The following is an 18,578-nucleotide window of genomic DNA, read 5'->3' as shown; positions in this document are numbered from 1 at the left end:
AACGTATCATAAAATTTATGAACTATTATGAATGATAATTGCTTTTCATTTCATTTAAATACACACATGCGTTATAATATTTGCATCATGATTTGCTTTTTATGCTCTATTCATACGTGATAATCTTATCTAAAAAATGGTCAAATGAATCATGCATAAAAGTGTGGATTCTTAAGTGGATTCATATAAAATAATTACACGCAACGTATTGACTTTATTGTATTTTTTTGTATTATACGTTATTATAAGGAGATGACGTATCCAAAATGTCCAGAATGCGTTGTTTGAAATCAGTCAAATCTCGAGCATATCCCCATTTTCCTTTGATACGTGCAGAATTAATTTGATCATCCAAAACCTCTTTTATCTTATGTAAAATTCGCATATTCAGCTTTGGATATTCATTGATCCCACTAACGTTTGCATCCACTTCATTTGGCATTTGTGCAATTGCTTTTTTATAGACTTTTTGGAAGGCAGGAGTTTCTTGCAACCGCGATAAATCTTTACTGACAGCATTAGAAATAGGAGAAGCTTTCGCCCTCTCATAAAATGGTTCAGCCTTTTTCTGTGCTTGTTTGATAATCTCTTGCTTTAAATTAAGCGTATCTACTTTTGGACCCATCACATCTGTCAACGCATCCTTTACCCGCAGTGCACTTGCACCTTGCCTTTCATTCAAACGATTACTTACGAGCGAATATGTATCATGGTCTTTTTTTGCTGCCTTAAAAGCTCTTGTAGCAAGCCCATCGTGAAGATCAATAATCATTGAATCAGGACCACGCTGTTTTAATGCCCTTTCAAGCTTATCAACACCTTCATCCCCTAAAGTTTGGCTTACATCCCTAAGCGCTCTATCGCTTATGTGAAATGCCTCTTTTTCTACTGGTTCAGTTTTACCAAACAATTTCTCAGCTGTTTTTTTGAGAGCCTCAGGCGTTTTTTTAAGTGATCTTGTCGCAAAAGATGTTGCTTTTGATACACCACTGGCAACAAATGGTGTTGCAACGCCTAGCCCCGCACCTAATCCTGCAGACACTAGAGTATCTCAAGCCCTTCCCCCTCACCACTGCCTGCTATCCCACCATAAATGGCTCCAGTTTTTGCTGCACGCCCCAAGCTAAATTTTGCCGCCTCTTTACTTGCTACTGCTTTCATTGCTGCTTCACCTGCAGCTTTTGCCGCTGCCCGTTCCGCACCCTCTGCTAAAGCAGATTGTGCCGCCCTTTCTTCTGCTGCTAAAGCTTTACTGGTTATTTGTGCTCCTGCAACACCAGCTCTACCTCCCACAGCACAACATCAGCCCCAATTGCCGCACGAGTAGCAGCAGGAGCGCCAAGACCTGTCCCCGCTTTCGGTGGTATTCTTTTTGGCTGCGAAGTCACCTCTGTATTTTCTGCTGTCATCAAATACTTTCTCCAGATAACAAAAAACCCCGCAAACGCAGGGATCCAAACAATCATATCATTATAAAAGGGGGTTAACGAGAAACGATCTACTGTAATTTTGGACGCAATTCCACTTGTACAGCGTGGCTATAAAAACACCATTATTCACGCGCTGTCAACGAAAAAATCGCTATATTGTATATTTTTTTATTTTATCACCTCAATGGAGTGTTTTGTGCCATCAATCAGAGATCCCATCCATGAGATACCATTGTCTCCCTTAAGCGAATCAGTTATACAATCAAGGGTTAAGATATAAAGGGGGGAGATGCACAACAGCTGCGATAGAACACTCACACTCTCTATCATCACCACAATCCTTTCTCACTGTCATAAAAAAGAGGGTGAGATGTAAGCGATTGATCAAACTCGCCAAATCTTTACAGCATGAAATGATACCAACATGACAACACAAACATCAAAGACATTGTGTGAAAAACAAAATGATCTGTCTCCTCAATGGGAGGCTGCACTCAATATCCAAAAAGAGCTTAAGAAAACAATCGCAACGGGTGTGGTTTCACGCGTAGAATCTCGATTGATCCTCTTTATAAGCCTCTGTCTATCGATTTTTCTCGTCATAACAGGGAATGCAGATAAAAGCCAAATGGATGCAGCAACTGCAATAGGGTTGATATGTCTGTTGCTTCTCTACGGCTCCTTACCAATTTCTGCTATCGTGTACATCGTCATAAAGAAGAAACTCAACAAAGCTCTTCAGCAACTCGATGAAGCAATTGCTCATCAAAAGCTAAGATCAAGGAGAGAAAAATAATGTCTGCTGCAATATTAGGCCAACTGATCGGCGTTATGGGTGCTTGTGCAATAACAACAACCTCTCTTTCACTTCTTTATTCTGTCGTTAAGTATCTGAAATTGTATCGTAAAGCGATAAGAGGACGTGATCTCGCTCTTCAAGAACAAAAGAGAACGATTGACACGTAAAAAAGGAAAATTCAGTGTTCTTTTTCAAAAAAGCAGATTTATGCAGAATTAAAAAGACATTTACACTAATTTTGTTTTTACCGTTCTTTACTATAATTAGTCTTATGATACTTGCTTTTAACCCCTTCGGATTAGACAACCAACAACAAGATAAATTAATTGTACCAATATTTGTAGCATTTGTCTCGTATTTTTTGATAATAAGTGCATGTGCAAGAGAAGAAAAGCTAAGTTTAAAAGATGAAAATATTGACAGCGCATTTTATGAGCTCTTGTCCCTCCAATTCCAACAGCTATGGCAGCAGCCTTTGTATTTTATCCTGTATTAGGAATAGCATTTTTAGGAATGTTAATTTTTATTGCTATAATACAAAATTTAGATGAAATTGTAGGGATCGTAGCGATTATAGCATTGATATTAATTTGTCTTATAGCGTTTATAGCGTTGATCAAATTTATTTGGAAAATTGTCTAACGATCAAAATATTTATTAAGTCTTTTTCCCTAATCTTTAATAATACTTAAACTCCAACCATAAAAGAAATAATGAATTATTTATCAGCAAAAAAAAATAAGTTACTTATTAGTCATAGTGATCAGTGGGCTTTTTCTTTCTGATTATGCTAACAGTGAACAGATTCTTACTCATTACAAGTCGTCCAATACTGATAAAATTTACATGAAAAAATTAAAGTTTTGCAAAAGCAATACGTAGTAGAACAGCACCCAAACAAGATTTTATCAGATAGTGGAATTAATCAATATAACATTTCGTTTTCCACTGTTTCTGATTATGAAAAGCCTCGCAGACGCATAACATTTGAAGATTTCATCGTTGTCATAGCAGTCCTCATATTTATTAGTATCATGTCCATTATCATTAACTTACTTTGGCGTTTTAAATTAAAAATTCCTGCTTATTTCTTTTTATTAACAACCGCTCTAATTAGTTGCGCGGTACTACTCCTTTTAATCTTTGATTAAAAATCAAAATATTTTATAAAAGATTTCCCTTAACCTTTATATATATTTTTTCTATGTCCAACAGCCAAAACTAACACGACAAGCTCTTTATCATAAAGATCACACAATATCCTGTAATCTCCTACACGATACCTCCATAAACCTGATAATTGACCTCTTAAGGGCTTACCTATTGCACGCACATCCTCAAGAAAAGCAACATGTTGATCTAAAAAATCAACAATCCGACGCGCTTCTTTTTTATCGCATTTTTTTAAAAAACTGAGAGCTTTTTTTTCATATCTAATCGTCCAAGCCAAGCTCTTTCCTCACCTCTTCAGAGCTATAAAAAGTAGCCTCTCCTCTTTGAACACGCTCTCTGACCTGTGAAGCTAAATAATAATCCTCTGCTTCCTCTATTCCACGTTCAATAATCTCACGCAAATAAAAAGACTTTGTACGTCCTGTCTTAGAAGCCAAATTATTCAAACGTGTTTCAAGATCACTTGGCAAACGAATAGATATTGTCATAACGCAATCCTCATATTTGTATTCACTGTAATACAAAAACAACGTATTGTACAGAAAAACGTTTCACGCCATGCCGCAAAAAAACTACGTGAGAAATGTTGCTAGTTTAGCAAGGACTTCGTTCATAACCATGGAGGGAACTGTTTCCATTTTCTTACCCTGACGCGCTCCAATATCAAGAGCACGTGGCTGGTCACAACGTATCACGCCTGTTGTATGCAATCCTACTCCCATTAATGAGACAGCAAAACCTGCTGTTCTAGCAAAATTTCCTCCGCTTGTAATAGGTAAGACAATGGGTGTTTTCGTTACACGATTAAACGCTTCTGGTGATACAATCAGTACAGGACGCGTCCCTTTTTGTTCATAACCCGAAGTTGGATCAAGAGATACAAGCCAAATTTCGCCCCGCTTCATCACAAGAGCTCTCTACCAACAGGTTTGGCATCAAACCACTCTATATCCTCATCCGCAAAATCATCTGAAGGATTACATTGGGCTAATAATTCATCAAGAGTGTAACTTGGAAATGTTTGTGGCTTTACAATCAATTGTCCATTATCAACAGCCAAACCTACTTGTGTGTTTTCAGTAAGATGGAGAACATCAAGCAAGGCAGGTGGTATGGAAAGCATCACCGACCCTCCAACTTTACGTAATTTTGTTGTATGCATAAAACACCCTCTCTAATATATTATATAAAAATATAACATCTTAAAAACTATTTCAAGAGCTTTTGATGCTTTTATAAAAATACTCGTAAAACATTTACCATTTCTTTTTTTGATCAAAATATTTCTGGAGAGCATTCAGAGAAATTCGCAATGAATTCACAAGATGTGCTAATGTGTGGTCTTCAACAACAATATATTGCATTGCTGCATAAAGATTATACTGTCTATAGAGATGTTGTGTTTCTTTTATCACCTCTTGCATATTAGAAAACTGCTCTGTTGCACGTTCAACCCACTTTTCTCTTGCTGCCTCATCACAAGAGGAGGGCATTTCATTATAAACAGCGCTTGGTAAACCTTTTGCACACGAATAGTCATTTTTTACTTCAAGATATTTTTGTGCAGCATCATACTGATCTTGAGTAAGCACCCCTTGTAAACATAACCGCCCAATATAAGTCCCAGAAAGCGGATTTTTAGCCTCTTCTATGGTCAAACAGAAGCGCTTTGCACGCATTTCAATTGCCAATTGATTAACAGGATCTTGACGTACTTTTACTTGTAAAATGTCAGCATCTTGCTTTCTCATACATCCCCTCATCTATAGAAACTCACATTTTTCTTTTTGCTATTTAAATCAAAATGGCATGCTGTCATGAGCAGATATGCCGTAATCATCAGCACCTGAAGCGATAGCATAACTTTGAGAAGTGACAGATGAAGGAGTGGATTGCTCTTTCTTGGCATCAAGTAGGTGCAATTCGCCTTTATATTGTGGCAAAACAATCTCTGTTGTGAAGCGGTCAATACTGTTTTTATCTTGCCATTTACGGGTTTGTAATTTGCCTTCTACGTAAACTTTTGAGCCTTTGTGTAAATATTGAAGCGCAGTTTTTGCCAAATGTGGATTGAAAATCACAATGGAATGCCATTCTGTTTTCCCTACTTTTTGATGGGTATTTTTATCTGTATAGCTTTCAGAAGTGGCCAACCGAAAATTGACTATTTCGGCACCAGAATTCATAGTTTTGCTTTCGGGATCAGCTCCAAGATAGCCAATTAAAATCACTTTATTCAACATGTTTGTGAGTTCCATTTGATTTGCATTTTATACACATAAAATCTTATAATAAGTTCATTATTTTTTCAATTATTTCAATAAGATAATAACATATATTTAATGTATTATCAGTATTAATGGTATTAATCTTGTTAAAAAGTTATTATAAGCTACTGAGTATACGCTATTAATAGTACTTAAATTTGCTTAATCGCTTGCATTTTTCATATTTTTTATAGCAAAACAAAAGCAGCTCCCGCCTCTTATTTATGCTGTTTTATCTAAAGTTTGTTCACTACCATCAGTATCATCACAAATCTTTTGCTTGCCATTAATAACGGCATTCCCATAAATTTTTACACCCTCTGCAATAATAGACCTGTTAGAAACGCACGCATCATCATAAATTTCTACTTTTTCATAAATACGAGCATTCTCATAAACACGGGCGTTGCCATAAACCCTAGCATTATCAAAAATATGAGACTCTTCGTATACACAAGAAGATCCTGATACTTTTGCATTGCCATAAACAAAGCCCTTTACATAAGCACTATGCCAAACTTTGGCATCATCATAAATTTTTGCCTCTACAGAAATAAAGGCTTTGCCATAAACCACGGCATTGTCACAAACTTGACCACAAATTTTTGCGTTCCCATAAACCTTAGCATTATCACTAACCACGCATTTGCCACAAACCCATCCCTTGCCACGAACCCACATGGTACCACAAACACTAGCATTATCAAAAATCTTGGAATTGCCATAAACATGGGTATCACAACCATAAACCTTGGCTTTATCACTCACTACAGCATTACCATAAACTTTAGCATTTTGAGCAACAGCAGCTTCATTACGTACCTTTGCATTTTCACTAACAATAGCATCATATACCACAATGGCATTATCGTAGATCCAGCAATTGCCATCATGAGAGAGATTGCTTTCATTTTCTACAAAACCGCCGATGTCTCCTGCCTTGACATCATCGAAATCCCTTAATGCACGAATGCGATAAAAGTGTTTAGGTTTACGAGTTTCAGCATCGTAAACTTGTTTTGTTCTATCTGTAATTTCATATTTTTTAGATACAGTTATAGTACCCATAGGCCATTCCTAATCTAATTTTTTCTTTTTTTGTACTTACCGAATTGAATATCAAGCGCTTTTTCTAGCTCTCTGTCTATCTCTTCACTCGATAATGGGTAGCTTCTCTCAAAATCATTCGTTATCTCACAAATCAACTGATCATCCTTTGTGCGCTGTTTAATTTTCTCATTTAACTCGTCTATTAACGCATCATAACTCAATACGCTTTTTGGTAAATTATCACCATAAATCCATGCCTTCACTTGCTCTTTGGTACTGTAATCAACATTCGCAGGCATCTCATGGTATTGACCACCATCGAATTCCTCGTATTCTCTTGCACCATCATCATATTCGTAAAGATTAATGAGAGTTCTATGGCAAAATATATGAGAAAAAATAAAATTGATGCCTGCCCGCATGGATTTCGTTCTAGTTTACGCGATTGGCTTGCTGAAACAACCGATGCACCCTATGAAGTCGCTGAAACCATTCTAGCTCATACGGTCGGGGGGCAAGTAGAGCGTGCCTATCGTCGGACTGATTATTTAGAACAGCGCCGTGTCTATATGGATAAATGGGCGGCTTATGTCACCGGTCATGCTTAAGATATGGGGTCAACTGAATCATCTAATAGTTACCTTTTTTATAGGCTCCTTATTTTTAGTCATACTCCCTAGGACCAATATGGCTCTTATCATCGATAACACAACGAGATTGGGGAAAAAAGAATGCTCTCGCTAACGTTGCAGGATTATGCACAGCAACATATGCGCATGGAGCATTTTCCATACTAGGTATGTCAGCAATTATTCTCAACAATAAAACGCTTTTTTTTAGTAAAACTTATGGGTGGCGCTATTTATTATATATGGGAGTTAAATCGCTTAAATCCAGAATAAACAACTTAAATTCAAGAGAAATAATATCACAAAATGAAAGCAATACTAAGGATGAAGTAAAAATTTTAACCAGCTAGGTAGATGGTTTTATTACGCAAATACTAAACCCAAAGGTATCGATATTCTATATCGCAGCTTTTCCAAAATTCCTATCTTCTGGTGGTAGCATTAAAACAGGATTTGAACTTGTAACCATACATTCCTTTAATATATTTGCATGGTTTGCTTTAATGACCATTTTTATATCATTTGCTCGTATCATTTTAAAAAAGCAACGCGTAAAAGGATATATTAATATAGCGACAGGAACAATTGTATCTTTGTTTTCTTTTTTGTTTTCTTTAGATATTTCCATCTTTTGATAATAAATTGTACGACTTTCGGCAAAAATTTTCATCGTTTTTTGTTTATCGCTATTTATATTGAGATCTTCGCTAGAACTGATACAATCAAAAATGCTGCCTTATTTTTTTATGCATATAGCTAAATGAATTCATCGAGCGTACTCTTTAAATTTTAATAAATAAAAATTAAGAATGCTCTCTTTAGTGAGAGTTTTAGCTATCTTATTGACCACACTATTACCAAATAGGCTACATAAATTGCAGATTGTAAATACTGAAAAATCATAGCAGGCTTACAGTGACTGCTCATACCTAGGGATTACCTTAATAGATAGGCATGGCAAATGCATTTTGCTAATTTTGCCGAATAGGAAGCAATTACAGCTTAAGTTACAGTCAATCTATAAAAATTTCTTTGCTGTTTGCAATATTCCAGTTGAAAAAAGTCAGGCAGTAATTATCCTGTGACGGTCATTTGAATTTTTACAGATTATACATGAATATCCTGTATCAGCATCTTATTTTTTACACAGTGCATTTTTCACGGTAGTTGCATAGTGACGCACTTCAATTTGCCATTTGTGCATATTAAAGTTTTAAGCGCGTAAGGTAGATCTGCGTATATGCGTTTTAGGAATTGGATATATCACTGCCATCGTTATCGTACATAATCAAAGAAGGAGCCTCATTTCATTATCACAATAGCTCATCAGTCGCGTAGTACTTAAAATGCTTTTGCTATCTTAGTTTGAACATACTTATAAGAGCATATTTTGAATAGCTATTCGAATTTAAACGCGCAATCAAATCTGATTTTCACCAAAAAACACAACGAACTTCTGCCCTCTCCTCTCATAATGGAAATAGTGATTGAAATAAAGAAATCATAAAGCTGGTTCTTTTTATTATCTCCATTCATGAGAAGAATTTTATCTGATATATGACATAAGATACTCAAATTAGTATACTGTTTTATCAAAAAAGCGCATAATATTTTCTCATTGAGATATTACTTTTACTTGTATTTTAAAAATATGAGCATAAGCTTTCCAAGTTTGCCTCTCTAACAACTTTTTAAAACTTCTAAAATTATCACTTCCGTTGTTTTCTCTAAAAAATAAGAAATTTCCAAAATAAAATTTGGAAATAAATTAATTCGCTGTAAATAATTATTGGTAATAATATTACATAATATAATTTAGCATTTTATAAGAGGATATTTATATACCATTGTTATTTTAATATCAATCAATTTACTTAATTACAATAAAATCGTATAATAATCTTCGTTTATTTATAAAATTTCTTTTATAGAATTAAAAATACTTTTTATTAAAAAGATATATCCTATATAGTACATGAAATAGCTGCGGAGATACCTTTATGTCAAATGTACAAACTGTTTCAATTCCACTCATACATCCTATAACTAAAATGTTAAGACAATTTTTAATCGTTATTTTGTTGACACTTTTAGTGCCATTTTTAAGTGGCTGCGGATTTAATACGATACCAACAAATGAAGAAAAAGCGCATGCTGCATGGAGTGAAGTACTGAACCAATATCAACGTCGTGCTGATCTTATTCCCAATCTCGTGGAAACTGTCAAAGCCTATGCTGCCCATGAACAAGCTGTTTTTACCAATGTGATTGAAGCACGCGCTAAAGCAACGCAAGTCAACATTAATGCAGATATGTTGAATAACCCAGAAATAATGAAGCAATATCTCAACAACCAAGAAAATTTATCAAGCGCACTCTCACGCTTTATGGCTGTTGTTGAAAACTATCCTGATCTAAAAGCAAATCAAAATTTCCTCGCTATTCAGTCACAATTAGAAGGAACTGAAAACCGTATCTCTGTTGCACGCCGTGATTATATTGAAACAGTGCGTATTTATAATACAGCACTGAAAACAATGCCAACAGTAATTTGGGCAAAATTATGGTTTCGTAATGCTAAACCTATGCCAACATTTACGATTGACATCAATAACCAGGAACTCCCAAAGGTCAATTTTAATTAATGAAACTGTTTCGACATTCTATACAACATTTTGTTTTTCCACATTTATGGTCTTTTTTAAATATTCTCTATCTGATCATTGCATTAGGGAATATCGCTTACGCCCAGAGCAAATTTCCCCCCTTAACGGGCTATGTTAACGATGTGGCTCATTTGCTGGATAATGCAACAAAGCATAATCTAATAGAAAAACTGGTTGAATTTGAAGAGAAATCCGGAGATCAAATTGTGATTGTAACTCTTCCTACTCTGTTAGGAAGCGACATAGAGACGTATAGTAATTCTCTGTTCCGAAGATGGGCTATAGGACAAAAACAAATCAATAACGGTGTATTACTTGTCATTGCACCCAATGAACGTGAAATGCGTATTGAAGTAGGATATGGTTTAGAAGGGGTGCTAACCGATGCTCTTTCCACAGTTATTATTAATACCTTCGTTCTTCCCAATTTCCGTGAGGGAAACTATCAAAAAGGAATTATCGAAGCAGTTCATGCAATTATCAATGTCATTACAGAAAGTGATTCTGATTTTTCTGTTCGAATTAGAGAAAAGGCTAAAATTATTGAAGCACAACGTAAACGAGCTGAAAAAGAAGAAATGATAGCCAGTGCAATTATATTTTTAATATTTTTTATCATATTTGTTTTGCCCGTTTTCGCAATGATTTTTGGAAAAAAAGTAGGCCCACAGAAATATCTCTGGATAGGTATTATTTTCACACCTTGGTTTTTAAATTTAAATGCTAGCGGTAGGCGTTCTGGTGGTATTTTTAACAAAGATTCAAGAGGTGGTAGATCATTTGGGGGCGGTGACTTCTCTGGAGGTGGTGGATCATCGGGAGGCGGTGGAGCAACCGGAAGATGGTAAAATAAAAATAGATTTTTACACGTAACCGATTCTTAAGATAAAATTTATGACCGTATTATCTTACTTTTAATAAACTATTTTACTTCTTACTCTATAATTTTTTATTGATTATAACGCTCCTTTAAACACCAACATAAAATATTACTCATGACATTTGAATTAAAACATATTGATCGTGACCACTTATCACATCAGTTTAAAGCAGTTCTTGGAAGTCCTCCAGTTGAATGGAAAATAACTAATAATTTAGTCGAATATCCCGAAGCACTGCGTTATATGCAAGAGCGTGTAGAAAACATTCTTGCAAAAAACGCCCAAGAACAAGTTTGGCTCCTTGAACATCCATCCCTTTATACAGCTGGTACAAGTGCGAATAAAAAAGATCTTTTAGCACCTCATTTATTTCCTGTTTATGAAGCAGGACGTGGCGGTGAATTTACATATCATGGTCCAGGACAACGTGTTGCTTATATTATGCTGGATCTTAAACGCCGAAGGCAAGATATACGTGCTTTTATTAGTGCACTCGAAGAATGGATTATACAAATGCTTGCAAAATTTAATATTAAAGGTGAACGCCGAGAAGATCGTGTAGGTGTCTGGATTAAACGACACAACTTTCCATCAACACAAAACAGCCTCTCTTCTGAAGATAAAATTGCAGCTATTGGCATTCGCGTGCGTAAATGGGTGAGTTTTCATGGCGTTGCTATTAATGTTAATCCTCATCTAGCGCACTATTCAGGGATTGTTCCCTGTGGAATTACTAATTATGGTGTAACCAGCTTTTTTGATCTCGGTTTTCCTGTAACCATGCATGATATTGATATTGTTCTTAAACAAACCTTCGAACAAATTTTCGGTCCAACAATTGATGTTTCCTAATGGCATTGATTTTTAAATGAAAAACAGGCATAAAGTTTATTTTCATGAAGATTATATTTTTGAGGTGGATAATCAAACGCTATGAGCGATAACGGTAAAGATCTTTTTAGTATTTTAAATAATGCGCAGTCTCGGATAAATACAAAAGTAAAAAATCCGCAATCTCTCGTGAGCTCAGAAGCAATCACTTCGAAAAAAAATACACAAGAAGAGAGCTATAATGCTCTCTCTATTCGCGTGCTTGAAGGGTTAGAACCTGTACGTTTACGCCCTGGAATGTATATTGGTGGAACAGATAGTAAAGCACTTCATCATTTGTTTGCTGAAATTATTGACAATGCAATGGATGAAGCCGTTGCTGGTTATGCAGATTTCATTGACGTATCATTAGATAGAAATGGTTATTTAACGGTTACGGATAATGGACGTGGCATTCCTGTTGAAAATCATCCTCAAATGCCTGATAAATCTACTCTTGAAGTCATCATGACACAACTCCATTCAGGTGGAAAATTTGACGGAAAAGCTTATCAAACTGCTGGAGGGCTCCACGGAGTAGGAATTTCTGTTGTCAATGCTCTTTCTGACGATATGGAAGTCGAAGTCGCACGAGAACGAAAACTTTATCGACAACGCTTTTCACGAGGTATTCCTCAATCTGGATTGGAAGATTTGGGTGATGTTTATAATCGTCGTGGTACACGTGTTCGTTTCCATCCTGATCCTAAAATTTTTGGTGAAAAAGCCGCTTTTGATCCAGAAAAAATTTATAAAATGGCACGTTCAAAAGCCTATCTTTTTGGTGGTGTGAAAATTCGCTGGAATTGTGATCCTGCCATCCTTAAAGACACAAAAAATATTCTCGAAAAAGCTATTTTCCACTTTCCTGATGGACTTAAAGATTATTTGCTCTCATCACTCAAAGATGAATATCGCGTAACGTCGGAAATTTTTTCTGGAAAAACAAATCACTCTAATGGTCATGGCTCTGTTGAATGGGCTATTGCTTGGCATGGTGGCGATGCTCATGTACAATCTTACTGCAATACTATTCCCACTGGAGAAGGTGGAACACATGAAATGGGACTGCGTCAAGCTCTTTTGCGCGGTTTGAGGTCTTACGCTGAATTAATAGGAAACAAGCGCGCTGCTCTTATTACATCCGATGATGTGATGATTTCAACAGCTGCAATACTTTCAGTTTTTATAAAAAATCCTGAATTTGTTGGACAAACCAAAGATCGACTAGCAACAATTGAAGCACAGCGTATTGTTGAAAATGCAATACGCGACCCTTTTGATCATTGGTTGACCAATTCTCCACAAGAATCAACAAAACTTCTTGATTGGGTTATTGAACGTGCTGAAGAACGCGTTAAACGCCGCCAAGACAGAGAAATAAACCGAAAAACGGCTGTGCGTAAATTACGCCTACCTGGGAAACTCGCAGATTGTAGCCAAAACTGTGCTGCTGGAGCTGAATTATTCATTGTTGAAGGTGATTCTGCTGGTGGTTCGGCTAAACAAGCTCGAAACAGAGCAAATCAAGCAATTTTACCTCTTCGTGGAAAAATCCTCAATGTAGCCAGTGCTGCACACGAAAAAATGAATGCAAGCCAAACAATAAGTGATCTTATACTCGCGCTTGGATGTGGAACAGGCTCTAAATATCGTGAAAAAGATCTCAGATATGAACGTATTATCATTATGACGGATGCAGATGTTGATGGCGCTCATATCGCCTCACTCCTTATCACTTTTTTCTTTCAAGAAATGCCCGATCTTATTCGTCAGGGACATTTATATCTGGCGGTCCCTCCCCTTTACAGAATCTCACAAGGAGGAAAAATTGCTTATGCACGTAACGATATCCACAAGGATGAATTGTTAAAAACTGAATTCGCTGGAAAAACTAAAATTGAAATTGGGCGTTTTAAAGGACTTGGAGAAATGCGCGCTGACCAGCTTAAAGAAACAACGATGCATCCTGAGAAACGTACATTGCTACGCGTTTCTATTGACGCAATGGAAATGCAAAAAACGAAAAATATTGTAGAAAATCTCATGGGAACAAAACCAGAAGCAAGATTTCGCTTCATACAAGAAAACTCTACTTTTGCTTCTAATCTCGATATTTAATTTTCAAAAAAATTCCTCTTCAAACCACTGCCGCAGCATCAATTACACGTAGTTGTGGGGTGATTGTTCCATTCCAATAATTCAAACTAAGATTACCTGCCAAATGGATCATTTCACCAACATTTCTCAGTAGAAAATCACCAAGTGATGTTCCCACAGCACGGAAAGCTATTCCTTGCAAGCTTTTTCCTTCCATATTAGCCATAATAAGACGAAGATGTCCCTTCCCCACTTCAGACAAGTTCATTAATCGGTGAGAAGGAAGAACAAAAACAGGTGTTGTATTTCCTGAACCAAAAGGACCGGCTTTTTCAATCATATCAAAAAGCGTTTTATTGGCACCAGCAGCAGAAAGACAACCATCTATACTGAGAGACTTTTTAGCATGCAACTGTGAAACCATTAAAGAAACTTTTTCTTCCAACCATGCTTGAAAAGCTTTAACTTTTGTCGATTGGATTGTAATCCCCGCTGCCATACTATGTCCCCCCCCTTTTTCTAATAAATTGAGTGTAACAGCTTCACGCACAAGGGATCCTAAATCTATGCCACTGATTGAACGCCCCGATCCTACCCCACTTCCATCTTCTTTCAAAGCAATGGCAAAAACAGGACAAAAAAAACGCTCTTTTAAGCGGGATGCAAGAATACCAATAATTCCTGGATGCCATTCTTGGTGAGAAAGTACGAGGGACAGAGGTGTTTTACCATCTTGATAAAGAGAAGCAATATAAGATTCTGCTTGCGCTAATTGAATACTTTCCATTTCTTGGCGCTCTTGATTAAGCAGATCCAATTGTTCTGCTATTTTGTTTGCTTCATCTTTATCTTCACAACTAAGCAAACGTGCTCCCAAAGCTTGGTCACCAATACGCCCTCCCGCATTAATCCTAGGACCTAACAAAAAACCCAAATGAAAACTATTCAGTGGCTCACCTATACGTGCAACTTTTATTAGAGCCCCTATCCCATGATTATGCATAGAACGCGCAACTTGGAGACCTTTTACCACAAAAGCACGGTTAACACCTTGTAAGGGAACCACATCACATATGGTTGCCAAAGCAACAAGATCAAGCATACTGAGAAGATCAGGAAGTTTTCCTAAAAATTTTTTCTTTCGCAATAAATGATGGACCCACGCTAAGGTAACAAAAACAACACCAGCAGCGCATAAATGTCCTTGTCCAGAAAGATCATCAGGACGATTAGGATTAACAAGTGCGAAAGCTTCTTGATGAATCTCTGACATTTGATGATGATCTAAAACGACAACATCAGCACCTGCAAGTCTGGCTGCTTTGACTGCATCTGGGCTGTTTGCTCCACAATCAACCGTGATAATCAAAGCAGCACCTTGTTGTACCAACATCCTCATTGCTTGTTCATTGGGGCCATAGCCTTCAACAATACGATCTGGAATATAAATTCTTACCTCAATACCAAAATAACGCAAAAAGCGCGCCATAAGGGCCGATGAACAAGCACCATCCACATCATAATCACCAAAAACTGCAACCTTTTCTTGATTTAAAATAGCTTTCACGATGCGCTCTGCTGCACATTGCATATCGATAAAACTTTCTGGATCAGGCATAAGTGTGCGCAATGTTGGATTGATAAAAGCAACAGCTTCTGATTCATCCACTTCTCTTGCCGAGAGAACACGGGCTAATTGATCTGGAAAACCAAATTTTTGAGAAATAGCGCGTGCGTTATTTATCCCTTGAATATCAAGAGCATCTAACCAAGCTTGACCACAAGCAGAAGATTCAACATTGAGAAAATAACGGGACCGCTGCATTGTTGCTTATGTTATAATGAAGGCGAATAAAATACAATCATGCCTTCAAAATAAAACAGTTTTTTGCCATATTTATTCTCAATAAAATATACATAGGCATCTCTTTGCATGAGGTACTATAACACCTCAATGATAACGTACTGTTTTATAAAGTTTTTATTTCTCTTGACGTAAATCAAAAGACATTATATCAGAATAAACAATACGCGTTAAATATTTCGCTATGGTACAACTTTCAACGCAAAACAACGAAAATACCCTTCGTGATAAGGGTTTTAATAAAGGATACTTCTATGGCAACTTTTTCACAAAAGCCAACTGAAGTGGTGAAAAAATGGGTTATTATTGACGCAGAAAACCTCGTTTTAGGCCGTCTTGCCACATTTGTTGCTAACCGCTTGCGTGGTAAACATAAAGCTACATTTACTCCACATGTTGATGACGGTGACAATGTTATTGTGATCAATGCAGATAAAATATCTCTCACCGGTAAAAAATATACCGATAAAAAATATTATTGGCATACTGGCTATATCGGTGGAATTAAGGAGCGTACAGCGCGTCAGATTCTTGAAGGTCGTTTTCCTGAACGCGTTGTTGAAAAAGCTGTGGAGCGCATGATTCCTCGCGGACCTCTTGGCCGTCGTCAATTGAAGAATCTCCGTGTTTATGCTGGGAGCCAACACCCGCATGAGGCACAACAGCCCGAAGCTCTTGACGTTGGTGCTTTAAACCGCAAAAACAAAAGGATTGCTTGATTATGGCTGAAATTAATTCTCTTGCTGAGCTTAGTGTCGTCACAAATACTGTAGAAGCTCATGAAAATGTCGCTCCCATCCATGTGCAAAAGCTTGATTCACAGGGACGTGCCTATGCAACAGGAAAACGTAAAGATGCTGTTGCCCGCGTGTGGATCAAACCAGGCTCTGGAAAAATTACCATTAACAATAAGGAATTTGACCAATATTTCGCACGTCCTGTTTTGAGAATGATTCTTCGCCAACCAATTGTTGCAACAAACAGGGATAGCCAATTTGATATTGTTGCAACCGTTGCAGGTGGTGGTCTTTCTGGACAAGCTGGTGCAGTGCGCCATGGTATTTCCAAAGCTTTAACCTATTACGAACCAGAACTTCGTACAATCTTGAAAAAAGGTGGCTTTCTTACTCGTGACAGCCGTGTTGTGGAACGTAAAAAATACGGTAAAGCAAAAGCACGTCGTTCTTTCCAATTCTCAAAACGCTAATTTTAATTTTTATACAATGCTTAGAGCCCCGTTTTCAACGGGGCTTTTTTTATTTGCTAAAGCAAAATTCTTATGACACAAGATTTGGCTCGTTCATCAATGCTACTTTTGAGGCAAATATAGCGGAAAATTTATATTTGTTAGAAAAAAATAAGGGCGCAAAATACCTTATTTTTTAGCTTAAGAACTAAAAAGAAATCGTCCATAAAAGCTTTAGAACTTCGATTTTTATTTTTAAAATTTGTGCTTTACTAACTCAAGCATAAATAACTTATTCATATACATGCTCTTTTTACAGAAATATTTGCCTATCTACCGTCAGTGATCTCATGCACTTTTCAGTCTCTTTTTTCTACTATTATCAAGCAAAGTTTCAGTCTAAAAAATTCTTTACCATTGAGATAAAATGCGGAACAGAAATGGGCTTTGACATATATTCTTCACATCCACTGGCGCGAATTCGTTCTTCATCCCCTTTCATAGCAAAAGCTGTTACAGCAACAACGGGGACAGATCGAAGCTCCTCATCCTCTTTTAATTGCTTAATCACATCTATTCCTGATACTTCAGGCAATTGTATATCTACAAGGATAAGAGAGGGCATGGATGAACGAGCCAAATCTAATGCCACAAGACCATTGCGAGTTTCAACAGTTTCATAGCCACTCGCTTCTACAAGATCACGGAATAACTTCATATTCAGTTCGTTATCTTCCACGATCATGACTTTTTTTGACATTACTATAACTCCACCCTTTGAGATAAATAGATCAAGAGAAATGAATATATACTCCCTCTCAGTTAAGATAAAATGATAAAAAAAATTGTAAACTACAAAGAGACTCCATCATTTTTATTAAAGCATTTTTTCGCAAATATTTGCCATGCTTATCACTTCGTTTTTTCATTTTATAAGCATAAAATCATAATAACTGTAAGATTATCGTGTATTTTTGAACGGATCTACAAAATTTATGGATATCTTGGTAACGCAGAAGCTTTTTCATCGTAGAAAAATATCAATCACCAACTTAGCTCAAATGGGCATTTAAAAGAGGAAGAATATAACTTACTTTGATATGCATTGATTGTTTGGGTGTAAACAATCAGCGTTTAACCTGTTAAATTAAGGTGCTTACTGTTATAATATTTTGTTGTCTCAAACATTTGTATGATACATTAACAAAGTTCTTCAATAATACATTCAGAACAAAGATTACCGATGAATTTTAAACGAATTTGGGGAAGAAATCACACATGCAATTAGTGCAAAATTAAATGCAAAAGCGCTAGCAATATTGGAAATATCTCATTATAAATTCTTAATATTTCCTTCCCACTTATTTCCTATTTTTTATTATTCTTCAAAATGAATTAGTGAGAAAATATGAAGAACAGAGAAAACTTTTTTAATCTTTCGTAATTTCTATACATCAATCCCATGAGTTTTATCGTTGATAAACAATAACATCTGTATAGCTCTAGGCTTATTATGCAACATCAGATGAAAGCATTGTTTTTATTTATTGAAAGAGAGGATATGAAGCTTTATTTTGCTCTTTTTCTTGTTAGCCAAAATTGAGAAATATGCCTAACTAAGTTTTTTAATAATAGAAAATTACTTTTTTATAATACAATAATA

Annotated in this window: 18 protein-coding genes and 4 pseudogenes; 10 read left to right on the top strand and 12 right to left on the bottom strand. The window is 36.3% G+C overall.

Annotation, left to right across the window (positions count from 1 at the left end):
* Positions 1 to 247 precede the first annotated feature (247 nt).
* Positions 248 to 1,340, bottom strand: a pseudogene (locus ABD917_RS07175) (hypothetical protein); the annotation flags it as partial.
* A gap of 258 nt (positions 1,341 to 1,598) precedes the next feature.
* Positions 1,599 to 1,760 carry a hypothetical protein gene (locus ABD917_RS07170; RefSeq protein ID WP_345119412.1) on the bottom strand — a complete coding sequence of 54 codons (162 nt, stop codon included), beginning with the start codon at positions 1,758 to 1,760 and terminating at the stop codon, positions 1,599 to 1,601.
* 94 nt (positions 1,761 to 1,854) lie between these two features.
* Between ABD917_RS07170 and ABD917_RS07165 the strand changes: the two genes are divergently transcribed.
* Together ABD917_RS07165 and ABD917_RS07160 are read left to right on the top strand one after the other, a co-directional pair.
* On the top strand, positions 1,855 to 2,226 hold the full coding sequence (locus ABD917_RS07165) for a hypothetical protein (protein WP_345119411.1): 372 nt from the start codon (positions 1,855 to 1,857) through the stop codon (positions 2,224 to 2,226).
* A complete protein-coding gene (locus tag ABD917_RS07160; protein WP_345119410.1) occupies positions 2,226 to 2,396 on the top strand; it encodes a hypothetical protein in 171 nt (56 codons plus the stop codon). The genes ABD917_RS07165 and ABD917_RS07160 overlap by 1 nt, the downstream gene beginning before the upstream one ends.
* A gap of 1,013 nt (positions 2,397 to 3,409) precedes the next feature.
* Here ABD917_RS07160 and ABD917_RS07150 read toward each other — a convergent pair.
* The 8 genes and pseudogenes from ABD917_RS07150 to ABD917_RS07115 form a co-directional block, all read right to left on the bottom strand.
* Positions 3,410 to 3,679, bottom strand: a complete 270-nt coding sequence (locus ABD917_RS07150) for a type II toxin-antitoxin system RelE family toxin (RefSeq protein ID WP_273722079.1) — start codon at positions 3,677 to 3,679, stop codon at positions 3,410 to 3,412.
* Positions 3,663 to 3,890 (bottom strand): type II toxin-antitoxin system RelB family antitoxin, encoded by a 228-nt coding sequence (gene relB, locus ABD917_RS07145; RefSeq protein WP_273789883.1) that lies wholly within the window; start codon positions 3,888 to 3,890, stop codon positions 3,663 to 3,665. The genes ABD917_RS07150 and relB overlap by 17 nt, the downstream gene beginning before the upstream one ends.
* Before the next feature lie 84 nt (positions 3,891 to 3,974).
* The gene (locus ABD917_RS07140; RefSeq protein ID WP_345119404.1) at positions 3,975 to 4,307 is read right to left on the bottom strand and encodes a type II toxin-antitoxin system PemK/MazF family toxin; all 333 of its coding nucleotides are present in this window, start codon (positions 4,305 to 4,307) and stop codon (positions 3,975 to 3,977) included.
* On the bottom strand, positions 4,307 to 4,564 hold the full coding sequence (locus ABD917_RS07135; RefSeq protein WP_345119402.1) for an AbrB/MazE/SpoVT family DNA-binding domain-containing protein: 258 nt from the start codon (positions 4,562 to 4,564) through the stop codon (positions 4,307 to 4,309). Before ABD917_RS07135 ends, ABD917_RS07140 begins: the two co-directional genes overlap by 1 nt.
* Positions 4,565 to 4,658: 94 nt before the next feature.
* Complete coding sequence (locus tag ABD917_RS07130; RefSeq protein WP_345119400.1) at positions 4,659 to 5,153, bottom strand: hypothetical protein; 495 nt, start codon at positions 5,151 to 5,153, stop codon at positions 4,659 to 4,661.
* Between the two features lie 48 nt (positions 5,154 to 5,201).
* On the bottom strand, positions 5,202 to 5,645 hold the full coding sequence (ssb, locus tag ABD917_RS07125) for a single-stranded DNA-binding protein (protein ID WP_345119399.1): 444 nt from the start codon (positions 5,643 to 5,645) through the stop codon (positions 5,202 to 5,204).
* Positions 5,646 to 5,891: 246 nt separating this feature from the next.
* Positions 5,892 to 6,737, bottom strand: a complete 846-nt coding sequence (locus tag ABD917_RS07120; RefSeq protein ID WP_345119398.1) for a hypothetical protein — start codon at positions 6,735 to 6,737, stop codon at positions 5,892 to 5,894.
* Positions 6,738 to 6,751: 14 nt separating this feature from the next.
* Positions 6,752 to 7,084 (bottom strand): annotated as a pseudogene (locus ABD917_RS07115) (hypothetical protein); the annotation flags it as partial.
* Positions 7,085 to 7,093: 9 nt separating this feature from the next.
* Between ABD917_RS07115 and ABD917_RS07110 the strand changes: the two are divergent.
* The 6 genes and pseudogenes from ABD917_RS07110 to parE all read left to right on the top strand — a co-directional run.
* Positions 7,094 to 7,327, top strand: a pseudogene (locus ABD917_RS07110) (integrase); the annotation flags it as partial.
* A 77-nt stretch (positions 7,328 to 7,404) separates the two neighbouring features.
* Positions 7,405 to 7,983: pseudogene (locus ABD917_RS07105) on the top strand (LysE family translocator).
* A 1,365-nt stretch (positions 7,984 to 9,348) separates the two neighbouring features.
* Positions 9,349 to 9,993 carry a LemA family protein gene (locus ABD917_RS07100; RefSeq protein WP_345119397.1) on the top strand — a complete coding sequence of 215 codons (645 nt, stop codon included), beginning with the start codon at positions 9,349 to 9,351 and terminating at the stop codon, positions 9,991 to 9,993.
* The gene (locus tag ABD917_RS07095; RefSeq protein ID WP_345119396.1) at positions 9,993 to 10,862 is read left to right on the top strand and encodes a TPM domain-containing protein; all 870 of its coding nucleotides are present in this window, start codon (positions 9,993 to 9,995) and stop codon (positions 10,860 to 10,862) included. Before ABD917_RS07100 ends, ABD917_RS07095 begins: the two co-directional genes overlap by 1 nt.
* Positions 10,863 to 11,009: 147 nt before the next feature.
* Positions 11,010 to 11,747: a lipoyl(octanoyl) transferase LipB gene (lipB, locus tag ABD917_RS07090; RefSeq protein WP_345119395.1), complete on the top strand. Its 738-nt coding sequence runs from the start codon at positions 11,010 to 11,012 to the stop codon at positions 11,745 to 11,747.
* 81 nt (positions 11,748 to 11,828) lie between these two features.
* Positions 11,829 to 13,886 (top strand): DNA topoisomerase IV subunit B, encoded by a 2,058-nt coding sequence (gene parE, locus ABD917_RS07085; RefSeq protein WP_345119393.1) that lies wholly within the window; start codon positions 11,829 to 11,831, stop codon positions 13,884 to 13,886.
* Between the two features lie 19 nt (positions 13,887 to 13,905).
* Here parE and recJ read toward each other — a convergent pair whose 3' ends face one another.
* Positions 13,906 to 15,690 (bottom strand): single-stranded-DNA-specific exonuclease RecJ, encoded by a 1,785-nt coding sequence (recJ, locus tag ABD917_RS07080; protein ID WP_345119392.1) that lies wholly within the window; start codon positions 15,688 to 15,690, stop codon positions 13,906 to 13,908.
* A gap of 293 nt (positions 15,691 to 15,983) precedes the next feature.
* On the opposite strand from recJ, the gene rplM reads away from it, so the two are divergent.
* Both rplM and rpsI read left to right on the top strand, forming a co-directional pair.
* Positions 15,984 to 16,448, top strand: a complete 465-nt coding sequence (gene rplM, locus ABD917_RS07075) for a 50S ribosomal protein L13 (protein ID WP_208441926.1) — start codon at positions 15,984 to 15,986, stop codon at positions 16,446 to 16,448.
* A gap of 2 nt (positions 16,449 to 16,450) precedes the next feature.
* Entirely contained in the window at positions 16,451 to 16,936 is a 486-nt protein-coding gene (rpsI, locus tag ABD917_RS07070; protein WP_273720992.1) for a 30S ribosomal protein S9, read from the top strand.
* Positions 16,937 to 17,309: 373 nt separating this feature from the next.
* Here the strand turns inward: rpsI and ABD917_RS07065 are convergent, their stop codons facing one another.
* Positions 17,310 to 17,675, bottom strand: a complete 366-nt coding sequence (locus tag ABD917_RS07065) for a response regulator (protein ID WP_345119391.1) — start codon at positions 17,673 to 17,675, stop codon at positions 17,310 to 17,312.
* Positions 17,676 to 18,578: the final 903 nt, after the last annotated feature.

This window comes from Bartonella pachyuromydis, assembly GCF_039543065.1.
Taxonomy (GTDB): Bacteria; Pseudomonadota; Alphaproteobacteria; order Rhizobiales; family Rhizobiaceae; genus Bartonella; species Bartonella pachyuromydis.
Note: the sequence above shows the minus strand (reverse complement) of the source record. Positions and strands in the feature narration are given on the sequence as shown.

Coding starts and splice junctions, on each gene's coding strand:
- ABD917_RS07170 (WP_345119412.1), bottom strand. CDS start 1,760: ATGATAGAGAGTGTGAGTGTTCTATCGCAGCTGTTGTGCATCTCCCCC.
- ABD917_RS07165 (WP_345119411.1), top strand. CDS start 1,855: ATGACAACACAAACATCAAAGACATTGTGTGAAAAACAAAATGATCTG.
- ABD917_RS07160 (WP_345119410.1), top strand. CDS start 2,226: ATGTCTGCTGCAATATTAGGCCAACTGATCGGCGTTATGGGTGCTTGT.
- relB (WP_273789883.1), bottom strand. CDS start 3,890: ATGACAATATCTATTCGTTTGCCAAGTGATCTTGAAACACGTTTGAAT.
- ABD917_RS07140 (WP_345119404.1), bottom strand. CDS start 4,307: ATGAAGCGGGGCGAAATTTGGCTTGTATCTCTTGATCCAACTTCGGGT.
- ABD917_RS07135 (WP_345119402.1), bottom strand. CDS start 4,564: ATGCATACAACAAAATTACGTAAAGTTGGAGGGTCGGTGATGCTTTCC.
- ABD917_RS07130 (WP_345119400.1), bottom strand. CDS start 5,153: ATGAGAAAGCAAGATGCTGACATTTTACAAGTAAAAGTACGTCAAGAT.
- ssb (WP_345119399.1), bottom strand. CDS start 5,645: ATGTTGAATAAAGTGATTTTAATTGGCTATCTTGGAGCTGATCCCGAA.
- ABD917_RS07120 (WP_345119398.1), bottom strand. CDS start 6,737: ATGGGTACTATAACTGTATCTAAAAAATATGAAATTACAGATAGAACA.
- ABD917_RS07100 (WP_345119397.1), top strand. CDS start 9,349: ATGTCAAATGTACAAACTGTTTCAATTCCACTCATACATCCTATAACT.
- ABD917_RS07095 (WP_345119396.1), top strand. CDS start 9,993: ATGAAACTGTTTCGACATTCTATACAACATTTTGTTTTTCCACATTTA.
- lipB (WP_345119395.1), top strand. CDS start 11,010: ATGACATTTGAATTAAAACATATTGATCGTGACCACTTATCACATCAG.
- parE (WP_345119393.1), top strand. CDS start 11,829: ATGAGCGATAACGGTAAAGATCTTTTTAGTATTTTAAATAATGCGCAG.
- recJ (WP_345119392.1), bottom strand. CDS start 15,690: ATGCAGCGGTCCCGTTATTTTCTCAATGTTGAATCTTCTGCTTGTGGT.
- rplM (WP_208441926.1), top strand. CDS start 15,984: ATGGCAACTTTTTCACAAAAGCCAACTGAAGTGGTGAAAAAATGGGTT.
- rpsI (WP_273720992.1), top strand. CDS start 16,451: ATGGCTGAAATTAATTCTCTTGCTGAGCTTAGTGTCGTCACAAATACT.
- ABD917_RS07065 (WP_345119391.1), bottom strand. CDS start 17,675: ATGTCAAAAAAAGTCATGATCGTGGAAGATAACGAACTGAATATGAAG.